Here is a 17200-nt window from a genome sequence, read left to right as displayed (position 1 = left end):
TCCTTAGCGCAATAGGGTGGAGGGTTCGGCCTGGTTCAGCGCGCGCAGCGCGGACAGTCCGGACAGTAGGGCGATGCCCAGCACCAGGGTGCCGGTGGCCACGCAGCCCCACAGTGGCACTTCCAGCGCGATGTGGGCGTGACGGGCGGCGACCACCAGCAAGGCGCCGACCGCGGCGGTAATCACCAGGCCGGCCAGGCCGACCCAGAGAGACTGTTCCAGGATCACGGCGCGCAGCGAGGACGAGGACACGCCCAGCGCGCGCAGCGTCGCGTATTCGCGCAGCGCGGCGACGATGGCGGCCATCAGCGTCTGGCTGGTGATGACGATGCCGACCAGCAGGCCGAGAGCGGAGGAAAACAGGAAGCCTGAACCGGCGCCGGATTCGAACAGCCAATAAGTCTGCGATTGGGCGGAGAACTCGTCGGCGGTCCAGACCTGGTACGGCTTGAAGCTGCCGCTGGGTTGCAGTTGGTCGCGCACCAGTTCGGCGCGCAGCGGGTCGCGCAGCCGCGCCAGGAAGTAGTCGGTGGCGTCGTTGCGCAGATTGGGGTCGATGCGGCGCGCGGTGGTCAGCGAGGTCAGGATGTTGGCGCCGCCCATCGCGCGCATGCCGTTGACGGTGCCGCCGATGCGCACCCGCTTGCCGCTTAGCTCGGCGTAATCGCCGATCTTGACGCCCAGCTTCTCCAGATCGCTTTCATCCACCAGCACCGTGCTGGGCACGGTCAGTTGCTGGCGCAATTCCGGGGTCAGCAGGGTGGCGAAGGTCATCGCCTGCGGTCGCGGATCGATGCCGATCAGCACCGCGCTGAGCTTGCCGCCCTTGGGGCGCTGCCAGTCCGCCATGGTCCAGGTGAAGCGTTCCACCGACGTCACCTCCGGGTGCGCCCACAGGCTGTTCTCGGTCTTGCCGGGAATCGGTCGGGCCAGGTCCACGCTTTGGGTGGCGGGATAGCCCACCCAGAGATCGGCGCTGGAGCGGTCGATGTAGACGCCGACGGAACTGAACATGCCCAAGAGCAGGCTGAGCTGCACTTGCACCAGCAGGCCGGCAAAAGCCACCGCCAACACCGCGGGCAGGAAACGGCGCCATTCGTAAATCAGCGAGGCGCGGGCCAGGGAAACCATGGTCAGGCTCCCGCGCCGTGGCCGGAAATGCGAAGGGGATGAATAACTTGGGGCATGACTGTCTCCTGGATGAAATGGCGCCAGTATGCCTATCGCGGCTTAGGGTTATCTGAGCGCCGAGAACCAGCGCTGGCGGGCGTTGTTAAATTAACGACCTTAAATGAATAATACCAGTGGTATTAGTCTGCATATGTATTTAACGCGAGGCTTAGTATCTCCCTGTTCTTAATATTGGCTCAGAATTCACTCAGAAAGGCATTTTGTTTTAATAATTTTATTTTTTTGCTGTGAAAAAAATGCAATAAATAATGCTTTTGGCATTCGGTGTGCCAATAATGGTACATTATAAAAATCAATTACTTATGATTTGTTTTTGTGATTTTCTCCACAGGCATGGAGGTAAGATTATTAACTTCAAGGATGGGCTAAGGAAATGCTAAGATTTCAACGTCATAATTTCCCGTAACCCTGGTTTGAACAGTTTTGTCCAAGAGGGTTTGGCTCAGTTTGGTATGGGCTTTGGTGGTTTTGATTGCGAGTGTAATAGAGCGCGTTCGGCGGTTGGCGAACGCGAATTCGATCCAGGCTTTGCGTGCGGGACCGGATTTAAAGAAGGGCAGTCGATTCAGACCGTTCTCGGTTTGCGATTGCGATTCCCGGTTGGTGCGCGGCGGCAAGCGAATGATGCGAAATAGCAGGTTCACCGCGGGAGGAGCAATGAGCAAGACCTTAGCTAGCAGGATAGGACCGGGCACGGTGGATATCGCGATAGTGGGCATGGCCAGCCACTTTCCCGATGCGGCCACCTTGTACGATTTCTGGACCAATGTCGTCGACAAGAAAGACGCGCTGAGCGATATCGATCAGAAGGACGGCGACGAATACTGGCGCAAGGCGGATTACTACAATCCGGACCCAAGCGCCGCCGACAAAACCTATGGCCATCGCGCCGGCTTCGTGCCGCCGATTGATTTCGACCCGGTGGAATTCAAGCTGCCGCCGCTGATGCTGGAGTCCATCAGCACCGCGCAGATCTTCGCCTTGCACGTGGCCAAGCAGGCGATGCTGGACGCGCGGCTGGTGGGCGACAACGCGCTGCCGGTGGATAAAGACCGCGTGGGCGTGATCCTGGGCGGCGCCGGCAACGGCAACACCTCCTTCTCGCTGGCCTTCCGCCAGCAGGAGCCGTATCTGCGCAAGGTGCTGAACCACGCCGGCCTGCCGACCGCGGTGGCCGACGAGGTGATCGACCGCGTCAATCATCTCTATCTGGAATGGAACGAGGACAGCTTCCCCGGCTTCCTCGGCAACGTCGCCTGCGGCCGCATCGCCAGCTACTTCGACCTGGGCGGCACCTCTTACATGGTGGACGCCGCCTGCGCCAGCAGCCTGGCCGCGATCAAGGCGGCGGTGGGTGAACTGGTGGACGGCAGCTGCGACGTGGTGCTGACCGGCGGCGTCAATCTGGAAAACTCGATCTTCTCCTTCCTGTGCTTCAGCAAGACCCCGGCCTTGTCCAAGAGCAATCTGTCGCGCCCCTTCGACGAATCCTCGGACGGCATGATGCTGGGCGATGGCGTCGGCCTGCTGGTGCTCAAGCGCCTGGAAGACGCCGAGCGCGACGGCGACCGCATTTACGCGGTGATCAAATCCTTGCAAGCATCCAGCGACGGCCGCGCCAAGAGCATTTTCGCGCCGCGCCACGAAGGCCAGGTCAAGGCGATGCAGCGCGCCTACGAACGCGCCGGCGTTTCCCCGGCCGAGATCCAGTTGGTGGAAGCGCACGGCACCGGCACCCAGTCCGGCGACGAAACCGAGATCAAGAGCCTGCGCGCGGTGTTCGAGGCCGGCGGCGCCCAGCCTGGCTCGGTGGCCATCGGCAGCATCAAGTCGCAGATCGGCCATACCCGCTGCGCCGCCGGCGCGGCCGCGATGATGAAGGCCGCGCTCAGCCTCTATCACAAGGTGTTGCCGCCCACCATCAACGTCGTTCAGCCCAGCCGCGCGCTGGCGGACAGCGCCAGCCCCTTCTATGTCAACGTGGACAGCCGCCCGTGGCTGCGCCCGGTGAACGGCGCGCCGCGCCGCGCCGCCTTGAGCGCCTACGGTTTCGGCGGCACCAACTACCACTCCATCATGGAAGAGCATCAGGCGCGGCCGCAGGGCGATTTCCGCCTGAACCTGCGCCCGGAAGTGGTGCTGCTGCACGCGGAAAGCCCGGCGCAACTGCTGGCGCTGGCCGAGCGCAAGCTGGAGTCCTTCCGCGCCGAAGACGCCGGCTACCAGTTCCGCCTGCATCAGGGCGCGGCGGCGCGCGCGCCGGCCGATTCCGCGCGCCTGGCCTTCGTCGCGGGCTCCGCCGAACAAGCAGCCGGCCTGCTGGACGAGGCGATCAAGCTGCTGCGGGCGCGTCCGGACCAGGATTGGGAGCATCCGCAAGGCATTTACTACAAACACGCGGCGGCGCCGTTGGCCGGACGCGTGGTGGCCTTGTTCCCCGGCCAGGGCGCGCAATACGTGAACATGGGCCGCGACATCGCCAACGACTATCCGGCGGTGCGCGAAACGCTGGAAGGACTGGACGCCGTCGCCGCCGCCGGAGGACTGCCGCTGCCGTCCGCGTCCATCTTCCCGCCGCCGGCCTTCGACGCCGACACCGCGGATCGCCAGATGGCGGAACTGACTCAGACCCGCACCGCGCAGCCGGCGATAGGCGCGATCAGCGCCGGCTACTTCAAGCTGCTGCGCGAACTGGGCCTGCGACCGGACTTCCTGGCCGGCCACAGCTACGGCGAAGTGACCGCTCTGTGGGCGGCCGGCGTGTTGAGCGACCAGGATTTCTACCGGGTGTCGCTGGCGCGCGGCGCGGCGGTGGCCAGCCCGGTGCCGGGCGGCGAGCCGGGCGCGATGCTGGCGGCCTCGCTGCCGGAGAGCGAGGCCAGCGCGGTGCTGGAGCGCTTCCCAGAGCTGGTGGTGGCCAATTACAACTCGCAGCAGCAACTGGTGTTCGGCGGCGCCGGCGACATCATCCGCCAGGCCAATGAATTCCTGGCCGAGCGCAAGGTGCGCAGCCAGGTGCTGGCGGTGTCGGCGGCCTTCCACACCGACTTCGTGCGCCACGCTTGCGCGCCGTTCGAGGCCAGCCTGGCGGACATTCCGTTCCAGGCGCCGCAAGCCGCGGTGTACTCCACCGCCAGCGGCGAACGCCACGCCGACGATCCGGCCAAGATCAAGCAATCGCTGATCGGCCAACTGGTCAGCCCGGTGCGCTTCCAGCAAACCATAGAACGCATTCATCAGCAGGGCGGCTATTTGTTCGTCGAGATCGGCCCCAAGGGCATTCTCGGCAAGCTGGTGGCGGACATCCTCAAGGACAAGCCGCACGCGGTGGTGTCGCTGAACCCCAGCGCCAACGGCGAGGAAGCCCTGCAATTCAAGCGCGCGCTGGCGCGGCTGGCGGTGGAAGGCGTGGAACTGAGCTCCACCGATCCGCAGGCGGCGCTGCCGGTGGTGGCCGAGCCCAAGAAAAGGGCGCTGAGCTATGCGATGAGCGGCGGCTTCTTTTACTCGGAGAAAGCCAAGCATCGCCGCGCGCACGCGATGCGCAAGGATACGCGCGTCGTCGACGCCTTCATCGGCGAGCGGCTTGCCGCCAGCTCGCCGCCGCTGGCGCCGCCGACGGAGCGGGATAGTACGGGAGGGGCGCTCGAAAAACCGTCGCGAGCGGTTCGAGAGCAAGACGCGCCGCGCGCAGCGACCGAGATCGTACAAGGGAGCGAGCACGGAGCAACGCAGTTATCGGACCGCGTAGCAGGTTTTTCGAGGTCCCCGGTAGTGGTGGAAACTTTGGTCGACAACAGGGACGACATGATGTGGCTGGAGCCCATCCATGTCATTAGCGGAGAGGGAATCATGCAACGCAGCAGCTCGGACAACGAAGTATTGAGCGTATTGGACGCGCAGATTCAGGCGCAGAACATGCTCAGCCAAGTTCACCAGCAATTCCAGCTGAACCAGAAGGACTACATTCAGCTGCTGGATTCGCTGATGACCAAGCAATACACCTTGCTGGAGAAATTCCAGGGTAGCCAGCAATTGAGCGAGGTCGTGGCCAGCCTGGGCCAGAGCCTGCAGCTGCTGGACAAGAACCAGGAGCTTTACCACGTCAACCACGAGCACTATTTCGACAACCAGCAGGCCTTGCTGGGCGCCGACACCGGCGCTCGCGGTGGCCAGGTGACGGCTCGCCTGCAACAGCGCGCTCCGCTGGAAGTGAGCTTGCCGACGCCGCGCGCCGCGGTGGAATTGCCGGCCGCCGCGCCCCTGGCTCAGCCGGCAGCCGCGCCCGTGGCCCCGGTGGCTCAAGTGAGCGCGGTGCAGGCGCCCAAGCCGACGTTGCAGGAGATTCCGCAAGCCGCCGCGCCGGCCCCGGTGGCCGCGCCCGCTCCGGTTGTCGCCGCGCCGGCCGCCACCGCGATCAGCGCAGCAGACCAAGCGCTGATCCAGCGATTCGAAGCCCTGACCGAGGCCGACCTGATCAAGCAACTGATCGCCATCGTCAGCGACCGCACTGGCTACCCGGCCGACATGATCAATGAAGAAATGGATCTGGAAGCCGATCTGGGCATCGACTCGATCAAGCGTCTGGAAATCTTCGGCGCCATGTTCGACCAACTGTCCGCCGAAGTGCCGCACTTCCAGGACATGGAAAAACAGAAGGACATGGAAACCTTCGACATCGACGCCTTCAGCAACATCCGCAAGATGGGCGGCTTCTTCAAGCAGACCATCTCCGAACTGCTGACCGAGCTGAAGCAGGGTGGTGGCGCCGCTCCGGCCGCGGAAGCCGCTCCGGCTCCGGAGGCCGCGCCGGCCCCGGTCTCCAGCGAACCCGCCTTGCACGAAACCCCGGCGGCGGAGGCCAAGCCCTTGCGTCAGTTGGGCGTGGTGTCGTCCACCAAGAAGCTGGTGTCCGACGTTGCCGTGGAGGACTCCGCAGCAAAAAAATCCCTAGCTGAGCCCCGGGAGACGGCATCTGCCCTCGCTCAGCAATCCCCTGTAAGTGATGCCCATACGGTAACCGCGTCCATCCATCGTTTTCAGGCGCGGAAACAAGCTTTGCCCAAGCCGGACCTGCTGGAGCTGGCCGCCGGCCGGCTCTGGCTGCTGACCGACGACGGCAAGGGTTTAAGCGAAGAAGTGGCCAAACAGCTGCTGGCCCACGGCCAGCAGGTGGCGCGGCTGGTGTTCAAGTGGCAGCAGGCCAAGGGCCAGCGCAAGGCGATCAAGCACGTCAACGACTACGTGCTGGAACGCGCCGACGAGCTGGCGCTGGAAGACGTGCTGTCGCGCATCGCGGTGGCCGAAGGCCAGGTGGGCGGTTTCATCCACCTGCAAGCGCCGGCCGGCAACGTCAAATCGCTGGCCAACGCCTTCGCCGCGGCCGAGTACGACACCGCGCAGGCCTTGTTCCTGCTGGCCAAGCTGCTGCAGCCCTCGCTGGCGCAGCCCGGCCCCGGCCGCGCGTGCTTCTTCGTGGCCAGCCAGTTGGACGGCGAGCTGGGCACCGCCCGGCGCGCCGCCTTCCCGGTGGCCGCTGCCAGCGTCAGCGGCCTGTGCAAGGCCTTGAACATCGAGTGGGAAGACGTGTTCTGCCGCAGCGTGGATTTCGATCCCAAGTGCGGCAGGAACGCCATCGCCGCGATGCTGCTGGAAGAGCTGCGCGACGTGCAGTCCGACGTGGCCGAAGTGGGCCGCGGCGCCAAGGGCGAGCGGATGACGCTGGGCTTCGAGGCGGCGCCGACCGACCCGCAGGCCGTGGCCGGCATCGACGCCAAGACCGTGTTCCTGGTCACCGGCGGCGCGCGCGGCATCACCGCCGAGTGCGTGATCGCGCTGGCCAAGCGTTATCCGGCCCGCTTCGCGCTGCTGGGCCGCACCCGCATCGACGCGCCGCTGCCGGAATGGGCGGAGGGCGGCGGCGAAGTGGCCGAGCTCAAGGCGCGCGCCATCCGCCACCTGCAACAGCTGGGCGAGACGGTGACCCCGGTCAAGGTGGATGCCTTGCTCAAGGAGCTGCTGCAACTGGCCGAGGTGCGCGCCACCATCGCCAGCATCGAGCAGGCCGGCGGCCAGGCCATCTATCTGGCTTGCGACATCGGCGACGCCAAGGACGTGGCGCGGGCGGCGGCGGAGGCGCAGCGTCAGCTGGGGACCATCCGCGGCATCATCCACGGCGCCGGCAACCTGGCGGACAAGCGCATCGAGAAAAAGACCCCGGCCGATTTCCGCTCGGTGTTCCACACCAAGGTGAAAGGGCTGGAGAACCTGCTGGCGGCGGTCAAGCCGGACGGTTTGCGTCACCTGGTGCTGTTCTCCTCGGTGTCGGGCTTCTTCGGCAACGCCGGCCAGACCGATTACGCGATGGCCAACGACGCGCTGAACAAGTTCGCCTATCTGTACCAGACCCTGTACCCGAAACAGCAGGTACGCAGCATCAACTGGGGTCCGTGGGACAGCGGCATGGTCAACGATGTGCTGAAGAAGGCCTATGCCGACCGCGGCCTGGCCATCATCCCCACCGCCATCGGCGCGCAGTTCTTCGTCGATGAGTTCGCCGCCGGCCTGGTGCCGCAGGTGATCGTCGGCGGCGGCAGCTACAAGGTGGGGCGCAAGCAGAAGACCCTGCCGGCGCTGACCCGGGTGGAGCGCGAGCTGGACCCGGCCGTCAACGGCTTCCTGGCCGACCACGTGGTGGGCGGGCAGCCGGTGCTGCCGGCCACCGCCGCGGCCGGCTGGATGGTGCAGCTGTGCGAAGACCTGCTACCCGGCTACTGGCTGGAGACGCTGGCGGACTTCCGCGTGCTCAAGGGCGTGGTGTTCGACGCCGGCGAGCAGCGGCGCTTCATCGCCGAACTGCGGCCGGTGGCCGAAGCCGGCGGCAACGGCGACCGCCACACGCTGGAAGTGAGCATCTTCAACCAGGTGGACGGGGCCGCGCTGAACCGTTACCAGGCGCGGGTGACCATGAGCCGGCTGGCGGCGGAAGCGCCGCTGGACGGTCCGCAGGCGCCGGCGGGCGCGCCGCTGGAGCATGCGCCGCTGTACGGCGACATGCGCGACGGCGCCTGGCTGTTCCATGGCCCGGCCTTCCGTGGCGTGCAGTCCTTGTTCCGTCTCGACGGTCAGGGTCTGCAAGCCGGCGGGCGGCTGAGCGCCATGGCCGGGCAGGGGCAGTTCCCGGTGAACTCCTTCAACCCCTACCTGGCGGACGTGGCCTTGCAAACGCCGCTGATCTGGCTGATGTCGCAGTCGGACAAGGCCGGGCTGCCGCTGCAGATCGCCGAGTGGCGGCAGTACGCGCCGCTGGCTTTCGACCAGGCCTTCTATCTGAGCATGGCGGTCACGGCGCAAACCGCGACCACTCTGCTGGCCGACGTCACCGTCCACGGCGCCGACGGCAAGGTGTACAGCAAGCTGTCCGGCTTGCAGTTCACCGTGTCGAAGAAGCTGCGGCAGTTGATGTGCGACCCGGAAGCCAGCGTGGCGGTGTGACGCGAGCACGGCGGCGCCCGTGGGCGCCGCCGGTCCGGAGCGCGGCGACGCGTTCCGGCAATACAGCCGAGTCGTGGTGGCGGAGGGTTCGCCTTGCCGCCGCCGCGCTCGAAATCGGCCCGCGCCGGTTCAATCCTGATCCCGCGCCGCCGCCCGCCGCCTCAATAGCGGCCGGCGGCGGAGGGGGACGGTTGCGCCCAAGGTTTGGGAATGTTGGCTCTACTTTCAGGATCTGTTGACGTTTGTTTTTCGCGGGGGAAGGCAAACGTCAACAGATCCAAGACATGGATGCACTATGGAAGAAATCGCCATTATCGGATTAGGCTGCCTGTTTCCAGGCGCCGAAACGCCAGAACAGTACTGGCGCAAGCTGCTGGAGCGGCAGGATTGCACCTCGGAATTGAGCCGGGAAGAGCTGGGCGTGGACCCGGCGCTGTATCGCCATCCGGTGCCGGGCACCGCCGACAAGATCGCCTACAACAAGAACGGCCATGTGCGCGGCTTCAAGCTGGACGCTGGCCGCTACCGCCTGCCGGCCGCTCAGCTGGAGGCGCTGGATCCCTTGTTTCAGTGGACGCTGTACGCGGCGGAACAGGCGCTGATCGACGCCGGTCAGGGCGTGGACCACAGCGCCGAGGCGCTGGCGCGCTGCGGCCTGATCATCGGCAATATCGGCATGCCCACCCATGCCGGCAAGAAGCTGCTCAACGGCTTCTACCAAGGCATTCTGGAGCCCTATGTCCAGGAACTGCTGCAACGCGAGGATTTCCATTTCCGTCAGCCCTGGCAGGCGGAAGGCTTGTCCGATCTCAATCTGATGACCGGCAGCCACAACGCCACGCTGGCGGCCCAGGCGCTGGGCCTGTCCGGTCCCAGCTTCGCGCTGGACGCGGCCTGCGCTTCCGCGCTGTACGCCATCCGCGTGGCCAGCTACTACTTGCAAAGCGGCAAGGCCGACCTGATGCTGGCCGGCGCGGTCTGCCACGCCGACCATATCTACATCGATCACGGCTTCAACGTGCTGCAGGCCTTCCCGGCCGACGGCCAGTCGGTGCCGTTCGACCGCAATTCCCAGGGCCTGAAGGCCGGCGAGGGCGCCAGCGTGATCGCGCTCAAGCGCTACGCCGACGCGGTGCGCGACAAGGACCGCATCTACGGCGTGATCGAATCCATAGGCCTGTCCAACGACGGCGGCGCCAAGCACATCCTGGTGCCCGACCTCAACGGCCAGCTGCTGTCGCTGAAGCGCGCCTACGATGGCGTGGACAAGAACATCGATTACTTGGAATGCCACGCCACCGGCACTCCGGTGGGCGACCAGGTGGAGCTGGGCTCGGTGGAGACCTTCTTCGCCGACCAGGCGCAGCGGCCGCTGATCGGCGCCAACAAGGGCAATATCGGCCACATGCTGACCGCCTCCGGCATGGCCAGCATCCTCAAGGTGCTGCTGGCGATGCGCAGCGGCGTGATTCCGCCGACGCTGAACGTGGAAGACATGGTCAGCACCCCCAATGGCCAGTTGGACATCAGCCACGTGGTGCGCGACACCACGCCGTGGCCGCAGCGCGGCCAGGCCAAGCGCGCCGGCATCAACGCCTTCGGCTTCGGCGGCGTCAACGGCCACATGGTGCTGCGCGAACACCGCGCCGACACGCCGGTGACCGCCTGGCCGCAACTGCCGGCCGAGCAGCAGAGCCTGGCCATCATCGGCGTGGGCGTGGCGCTGGCCGACACCGAAACCCCGGACGCCCTGTTGCGGACGGTGGCCGAGGGCCGCAGCCACTTCCGCCCGCTGCCGCGCACCCGCTGGCTGGGCCTGGAGCAGCGCGTCGATGTACTGGGCGCGCGCGGCTACCGCCAGGCGCCGGCCGGCGCCTATATCGAGCAGTTCGACTTCGACTGCAAGCGCTTCAAGCTGCCGCCCAAGGTGGTGGGCAGCCATCTGCTGTCGCATCTGTTCCTGATGCCCATCGCCGAACGCGCCTTCCACGACGCCGGCTACCAGCTGGATGGCCACAAGCGCAATATCGCCGTCATCGTCGCCGGCGATGTCGACTACAGCTGCTCGCGCTATCAGGCGCGCAACGAGATGGCCTGGCAGGTGCGCGACAGCCTGGCGCACAGCGGCATCTCGCTGAGCGAGGCGCAGACCGCGGCGCTGGAAACCATCGTCAAGGACAGCCTGTTCCCGGAACCGTATCCGGAAGGCATCACCGGCGGCATCGGCAATGTGGTGGCCAGCCGCATCGCCGCCCACCTGAAGCTGGACGGCCCGGCCTTCTCGCTGTGCGCGCATGAAAACGCCGCCTTCAAGGCGATAGAGCTGGCGCAATTCATGTTGTCCGAGCAATTGGTGGACGCGGTGATCGTCGCCGGCGGCAGTTTCGCCGGCGGTCTGGAAAACGTGTTGTGGGCGCCGCGTCGCGGCGCCGGTCATGCCGAAGTGCCGGTGGGCGAGGGCGGCGGCGTGGTGGTGCTCAAGCGCGAGCAGGCGGCGCTGGAAGCCAAGGACCGTATCTACGCGGTGATGCGCGGCCTGGCCATCGGCCATGCCTGCGGCGACAGCACCGAGTTCCAGCCGCTGGCCGACGCGGTGGCGCGCTCGGCGGCGGCGGCCTTGCGCCAGGCGGGCGCCGATCCGGCTGCGGTGGGCTATCTGGAACTGAGCGGCGGCGCGCTGGCCAGCGACAATCTGGTGGAGCTGGATGGCCTGACCCGGGTTTACCGCGACAGCCGCGTCGCCGCCGGCTCGGTGGCCGCCAACTACGGCCAGCTGGCCTCGGCCCAGGGCATCGTCAGCGTGATCAAGGCCGCGTTGTGCCTGCATCGCCGGCAACTGCCGGCGGCGGCGGCGCTGGCCGCCTATCCGGCAGACGCCTTGCGCGCCGCCTTCGGCGCGGCCAAGACCGACGCCGCTTGGCCGGCGCCGGCCGACGGCCTGCGGCTGGCGGCGGTCAACAGCCTGGGCCTGGACCGCGGCTATGCCCACATGATTCTGCAAGAACCCAGCGAGGCCAATCGCCAGGAAGCGAAGACGCCGGCGCTGCCGGCGGCGGCGGGGCCGGGCCTGGTCGCCACCGTGCACACCGGCCGCGAGCACACCATCGCCGAGATGATAGTCAACGACGCCAACCGCGCGCTGTTCGGCACGACCCGGCCCTGGCTGCGCGCGCAGCCGGCGGCGGAAGCCGCGCCGCCGCAGCCGGCCGACGGCGAGGCGCCGGTCTTGCAAAGGCAGCACAGCCGCCAGGCGCAGACCCAGCTCAGCTATCTGCAGGCGGAGCAGCGCTTCTACCAGCGCATCGCGCAGCTGCTGGGCGCTGGCGCGCCGGCCGGCCAGCGCCGCGCGGTCAAGCCCAAGGCCGCGCCGCCGCGTCCGCGCCCCTTGTTCGACGAGGCGCAGTTGGTGGAGCTGACCGACGGCTCCATCGCCAAGGTGCTGGGCCCGGATTACGCCGAGGCCGACAACTATCCGATCCGCACCCGCATGCCGTCGCCGCCGTATATGTTCGCCTCGCGCATCACCGCGCTGTCGGCGCAGCCGGGCAAGCTGGAGCCGTGCTTCATCGAGTGGGAATACGATCTGCACCCCGACGCCTGGTACGTGTCCGACGGCCTGGTGCCGGCCTTCGTGTCGCTGGAAGCCTCGCACGCGATGATCGTCGCCTTCACCTATATCGGCTGCGACCAGTTGTTCAAGGGCGAGCTGCGCTACCGGGCGGTGGACAGCCAGACCACGGTCTACGGCCCGCTGCCCAAGGCCGGCGAAGTGCTGCGCGGACGGGTCAACATCAAGTCCTTCCTCAAGGTGGGCAAGAGCGTGCTGATCGCCTACGAGTATCTGTGCTACGTCGGCGATAGGCTGAGCTTCAAGCTGGAGGCCAATTCCGGCTTCTTCCTGCCCAAGGAAATCGAGAAATCCAAGGGGGTCAATACCGCGCCCTATCTGAAGGCCAAGCAGCCGGCCGAGCCGTTCCAGCCGCCGCTGCGCTGCCTGCGCGAGTCCTTCGACAACAGCCATATCGAGGCCCTGCAGCGCGGCGACTTCGTCGCTTGCTTCGGCGACGCCGCCTACGCCACGCCGCGCGCTCCGCGCTTGTACGCGCCGGCGGCCAAGATGCTGGACCGGGTGGTGTCCATCTCCGCCTCCGGCGGCGCCTTCGGCCTGGGCGAGGTGGTGGCCGAGCGCGACATCGACCCCAGCCACTGGGTGTTCCGCGCCCACTTCAAGAACGACCCGGTGATGCCCGGCACCTTCCTGGTGGAAGGCTGCGAGCAGCTGGTCAAGTTCTACCTGTGCTACCTGGGGCTGTACTCGCTGCCGGGCATGGTGCCGCACGCGCTCAGCCCGCACAGCTACAGCGCCAAGTTCCGCGGTGAAGTGAAGTGCGAGGCCGACACCCTGCGCTACCGGCTCACCTGCAAGTCCATCCACTGCGATTACCAGGCCGACGGCCAATTGGAGCGGATGGCGCTGGTCTTCCTCGCGGAAATCATCTACCGCGGCAACGTCATCGGTATGTGCGACAACCTAGGCGCCGGCTTCAGCCGCGCGCCGGCAGCGGCGGACGCTTCGGCGCCGGCGCTGACAGCGATAGAGGCATGAATGAACCAAGACAAGCTTTGCGTGGCGCCGCGCTTCGCGGCCACGGTGTACAAATGGCAGGGCCATGCCGGCAAATTCCAGCAGACGCCGGAACAGGCCCAGGCCCAGTTGCTGGAGCTGGCGCGGCCGCTGCACGTGCTGCGCCAGCAGGAGGCGGTGCTGCTGGAGCCGGCCGGGGGGCTGGCCGGCAACGGTCAGGTGGATTGCCTGGGCATCGTGCCGGCGATGCTGCCGGAGTACTTCGGCGATCCGTCCTTCCTGCGTGACTATGGAGTGCGTTTCGCCTATTACGCCGGCGCGATGGCCGGCGGCATCAACTCCGAGGACATGGTGATCGCGCTGGGTTCGCGCCGCATCCTCAGCGCCTTCGGCGCCGGCGGCCTGACGCTGGAGCGCATCGGCAGCGCCATCCGCCGCATCAAGCAGGCGCTGCCCAATGGCCCGTACGCGATCAACCTGCTGCACAACCCCAGCCAGCCGGACTGGGAGATGAACTGCGTCAAGCTGTTCATCGAGCAGGACGTCAAGGTGGTGGAGGCCTCGGCCTACGTCAATCTGTCCGCCGCCATCGTTTACTACCGGGTCAAGGGCCTGGAAGCCGGCGACAAGGGCGCGGTGATCCGCCGCAACCGCGTGATCGCCAAGGTGTCGCGCCGCGAAGTGGCGCAGCACTTCCTCAGCCCGGCGCCGGAGAAGATCGTGCGCAAGCTGCTGGCCGACGGCCTGATCAGCGAGCGCCAGGCGGAATTGGCCAAGAAAGTGCCGATGGCCGACGACATCACCGTGGAAGCGGATTCCGGCGGCCACACCGACAACGGCCTGCTCAGCTGCATCTTCCGCTCCATCGCGGAGCTGCGCGACGAAATCTGCGCCGGCCAGGGCTACCCCTTCACCGTGCGCGTCGGCGCCGCCGGCGGCATCGGCAGCCCGCACGCCACGCTGGCGGCGTTCTCGCTGGGCGCCGCCTACGTGGTCACCGGCTCCATCAACCAGGCCTGCGTCGAAGCCGGCACCTCGGACCCGGTCAAGCAATTGCTGGGCAAGGCCAAGATCGCCGACATGGCGATGGCGCCGTCGGCCGATATGTTCGAACTGGGCGCCAAGGTGCAGGTGCTCAAGGGCGGCAGCATGTACGCGGTGCGCGCGCAGAAGCTGCACGGCCTGTACAAGCAGTACCCCGGCCTGGAGCAAATCCCGGCCGCCGAGGTAGCCAGCCTGGAACAGCAGGTGTTCCGCCAGCCGCTGGCCCAGGTGTGGGCCGACACCGAGGCCTTCTTCGCCGGCCGCGGCAACCAGGCGCTGATAGACGCCGCCAACGCCAATCCCAAGAAAAAGATGGCGCTGCTGTTCCAGTGGTATCTGGGCCAGTCCTCGCGCTGGGCGATTTCCGGCGTGGCCGAGCGCGCGGTCGATTACCAGATCTGGTGCGGCGCGGCGATGGGCGCGGCCAACGAGTGGCTGCAAGGCAGCGAGCTGGCGCCGGTGGCCAAGCGCAAGGTGGCCGACATCGCGGTGGAGCTGATGGCCGGCGCCGCCTATCTGAGCCGCGTCGCCGCCTTGCGCCAGCTGGGCGTGTTGACGCCGCAGCGGCTGGACCGCTACCGCCCGCTCAGCGCCCGCATGGCGGCGCTGGACGAGGACGACAGCGGTCCCGAACCCGAATTGAATGACATCCCGTCATCAACCGTAGCACCAACCGTAGCATCACAGGGCAAGCAAGAGGAGAGCAGGAATATGGAAGGCAATACCAAGCTGTCGCTGATCAAATCCAAGGACTTTTACAAGCAATGCTGGGAGCTGCTGCCGGGCGGCACTCATTACAACTTCGGCGACCCGGAACGGCCGCTGGTGGTGCCGTTCAATCGCGGCCGCAACTCCAGGGTCTGGGACCTGGACGGCAATGAACACCTGGACCTGTTCTGCAAATTCGGCGCGCTCTTCGTCGGCCACCACAACGAGGCCTATAACGAAGCGCTGATCCGCTACATGCAGAAAGTGACCTCGGTGGACACTTGCGACCTGGAAGTCGAAGTCTGCGAACTGATGGTCAAGCACATTCCTTGCGCCGAGATGATCCGCTTCTGCCTGAGTGGCACCGAGGCGGTGCAGAACGCGCTGCGCCTGGCGCGCGGCTTCACCGGCAAGCAGCGCTTCATCCGCTTCCACGGCCACTACCACGGCAACGCCGACAACATCATGGGCGGCCGCAAGCGCCAGGACCTCAGCTTCCCGGTGCCGGAAACCTTCAAGGGCGACCTGCTGGACACCCTGGGCCGCGCCGACGGCGCGCTGGAAGACCAGTCCTTCATGCTGCCGTGGAACGACATCCAGGTGCTGGAAGCCACCATCGAGCGCTACCACAATGAAATCGCCGCGGTGCTGATGGAGCCGATCTGCGTCAACGGCGGCGGCATCTTCCCGCGCGAAGGCTATCTGGAGCGCGCCAAGGAAATCTGCGAGAAGTACAACATCGTGCTGATCTTCGACGAGATCATCACCGGCGTGCGCCTGGGTCTGTCCGGCGCCCAGGGCATCCTCGGCGTGACCCCGCACCTGTCCACCTTCGGCAAGGCACTGGGTGGCGGCTCGATGCCGATCTCCGCCATCGCCGGCCGTCGCGACATCATGGACCTCTACACCCGCGGCAAGGTGATCCACGCCGGCACCTTCAACGGCTATCCGCTGGGCCTGGCCGCGATCAAGAGCACCTTCGAGCTGATCGAACAGGATCCGGGTTGCTACGAGCGCATGGGCCGCTTCACCGAGCAGATCTCCGACATCTTCGTCAAGGCCGCTCACGCCAACGATCTGCCGCTGGTGGTGCAGGGCATGCCCACCGCGCTGGTCTACCACTCGCAGGACACCATGGTGGACCGCTCCGAGGGCTACAGCGACAAGGTCAAGTTCTGCGACATCATCATCCGCGAGATCTCCAAGCGCTACGGCATCCAGTTCTCGCCGCTGTCGCGGATCTACTCCAACCTGCTGATGAACCAGGACGATGTGCGCTTCTTCGAAGAACGCATCTTCGACGCCATGGCCAACGCCCGCAAAGTGATCGACATCGCCTTCAAGGAAGGAGAGGTGGCGTGACCCGGCAAGTCGCGGTCGTCACCGGCGCCGCGGGCGGCTTCGGCAGCGCCATCGTCAAGTCGCTGCTGGACGTGGGCTACGCAGTGGCGGCCACCGATGTGGACGCGGCCGCGCTGGAGCAGCTGGGTCGGGAGCTCGGCTGCCCGGACAGCCTGCGCAGCTTCGTGATGGATGTGACCGATTCCGCCAGCGTGGACGCCGCCAGCGCCGCCATCGTCGAGCGCATGGGGGTCAACATCACTGTGTTGGTCAACAACGCCGGCGTCATCGGCCGCGGCTACTGCACGGCGGAGAAGAGCGGCGAACTGGCGCGGCGGGTGTTCGACGTCAACCTCAACGGCGCCTTCAACGCCACCGCGGTGTTCTCCCGCCACATGGCGCGGCTGAAGTACGGCCGCATCATCAACATCGCCTCGGTGGCCGGCATCTGGGGCGCGGCCGGCGGATCGGCATACGCCGCGTCCAAGGCCGGGCTGATCAAGGCGTCGGAGTCCTGGGCGCGAGAGCTGGGGCCGCTGAACATCAGCGTCACCGCGATCGCGCCGGGCATCTGCAAGACCAAGATGCTCAACCAGTTCGTCGACCGCCAGATGGTGGAGCAGTCCGACGACGCCATCGTCAAGTCCATCGTGCCGGTGGGGCGCTGGGGGCTGCCGGAGGACATCGCCGAGGTGGTCACTTTCCTGGCCACCTGCAAGACCAACTATCTGAACGCCACCGTCATTCCGCTGGATGGAGGCATGCGGGTAGGAACCTTGTAAGAACGTGTTTGCGATCTGCCGCGCGTCGGCGGGATGGATGGAAATGGGCGTTGAA

5 protein-coding genes are annotated in these 17200 nt (G+C 66.4%); 4 read left to right on the top strand and 1 reads right to left on the bottom strand.

Annotated features, from left to right (window positions below; translation table 11 throughout):
* Positions 1–3: 3 nt before the first annotated feature.
* Positions 4–1131 (bottom strand): ABC transporter permease, encoded by a 1128-nt coding sequence (locus VI26_RS15735; RefSeq protein WP_048410699.1) that lies wholly within the window; start codon positions 1129–1131, stop codon positions 4–6.
* Positions 1132–1848: 717 nt separating this feature from the next.
* Here VI26_RS15735 and VI26_RS15730 point away from each other — a divergent pair.
* The 4 genes from VI26_RS15730 to VI26_RS15715 all read left to right on the top strand — a co-directional run bounded on the left by VI26_RS15730 (position 1849) and on the right by VI26_RS15715 (position 17145).
* Positions 1849–8685: a type I polyketide synthase gene (locus tag VI26_RS15730; RefSeq protein ID WP_048410698.1), complete on the top strand. Its 6837-nt coding sequence runs from the start codon at positions 1849–1851 to the stop codon at positions 8683–8685.
* 295 nt (positions 8686–8980) lie between these two features.
* Positions 8981–13291, top strand: a complete 4311-nt coding sequence (locus tag VI26_RS15725) for a beta-ketoacyl synthase N-terminal-like domain-containing protein (protein ID WP_048410697.1) — start codon at positions 8981–8983, stop codon at positions 13289–13291.
* Entirely contained in the window at positions 13292–16384 is a 3093-nt protein-coding gene (locus VI26_RS15720) for a PfaD family polyunsaturated fatty acid/polyketide biosynthesis protein (RefSeq protein WP_082151102.1), read from the top strand. It abuts the gene before it with no gap.
* Positions 16381–17145 carry an SDR family NAD(P)-dependent oxidoreductase gene (locus VI26_RS15715; RefSeq protein WP_048410696.1) on the top strand — a complete coding sequence of 255 codons (765 nt, stop codon included), beginning with the start codon at positions 16381–16383 and terminating at the stop codon, positions 17143–17145. Before VI26_RS15720 ends, VI26_RS15715 begins: the two co-directional genes overlap by 4 nt.
* The last annotated feature ends 55 nt before the right edge of the window (positions 17146–17200 follow it).

This window comes from Chromobacterium sp. LK1 (assembly GCF_001043555.1).
In the GTDB taxonomy this organism is placed as follows: domain Bacteria; phylum Pseudomonadota; class Gammaproteobacteria; order Burkholderiales; family Chromobacteriaceae; genus Chromobacterium; species Chromobacterium aquaticum.
This window is presented reverse-complemented; position numbering and strand designations above follow the sequence as displayed.

Bases quoted from the DNA above. Each gene is read 5' to 3' on its own strand.
- VI26_RS15735 (WP_048410699.1), bottom strand. From the start codon at position 1,131: ATGGTTTCCCTGGCCCGCGCCTCGCTGATTTACGAATGGCGCCGTTTC.
- VI26_RS15730 (WP_048410698.1), top strand. From the start codon at position 1,849: ATGAGCAAGACCTTAGCTAGCAGGATAGGACCGGGCACGGTGGATATC.
- VI26_RS15720 (WP_082151102.1), top strand. From the start codon at position 13,292: ATGAACCAAGACAAGCTTTGCGTGGCGCCGCGCTTCGCGGCCACGGTG.
- VI26_RS15725 (WP_048410697.1), top strand. From the start codon at position 8,981: ATGGAAGAAATCGCCATTATCGGATTAGGCTGCCTGTTTCCAGGCGCC.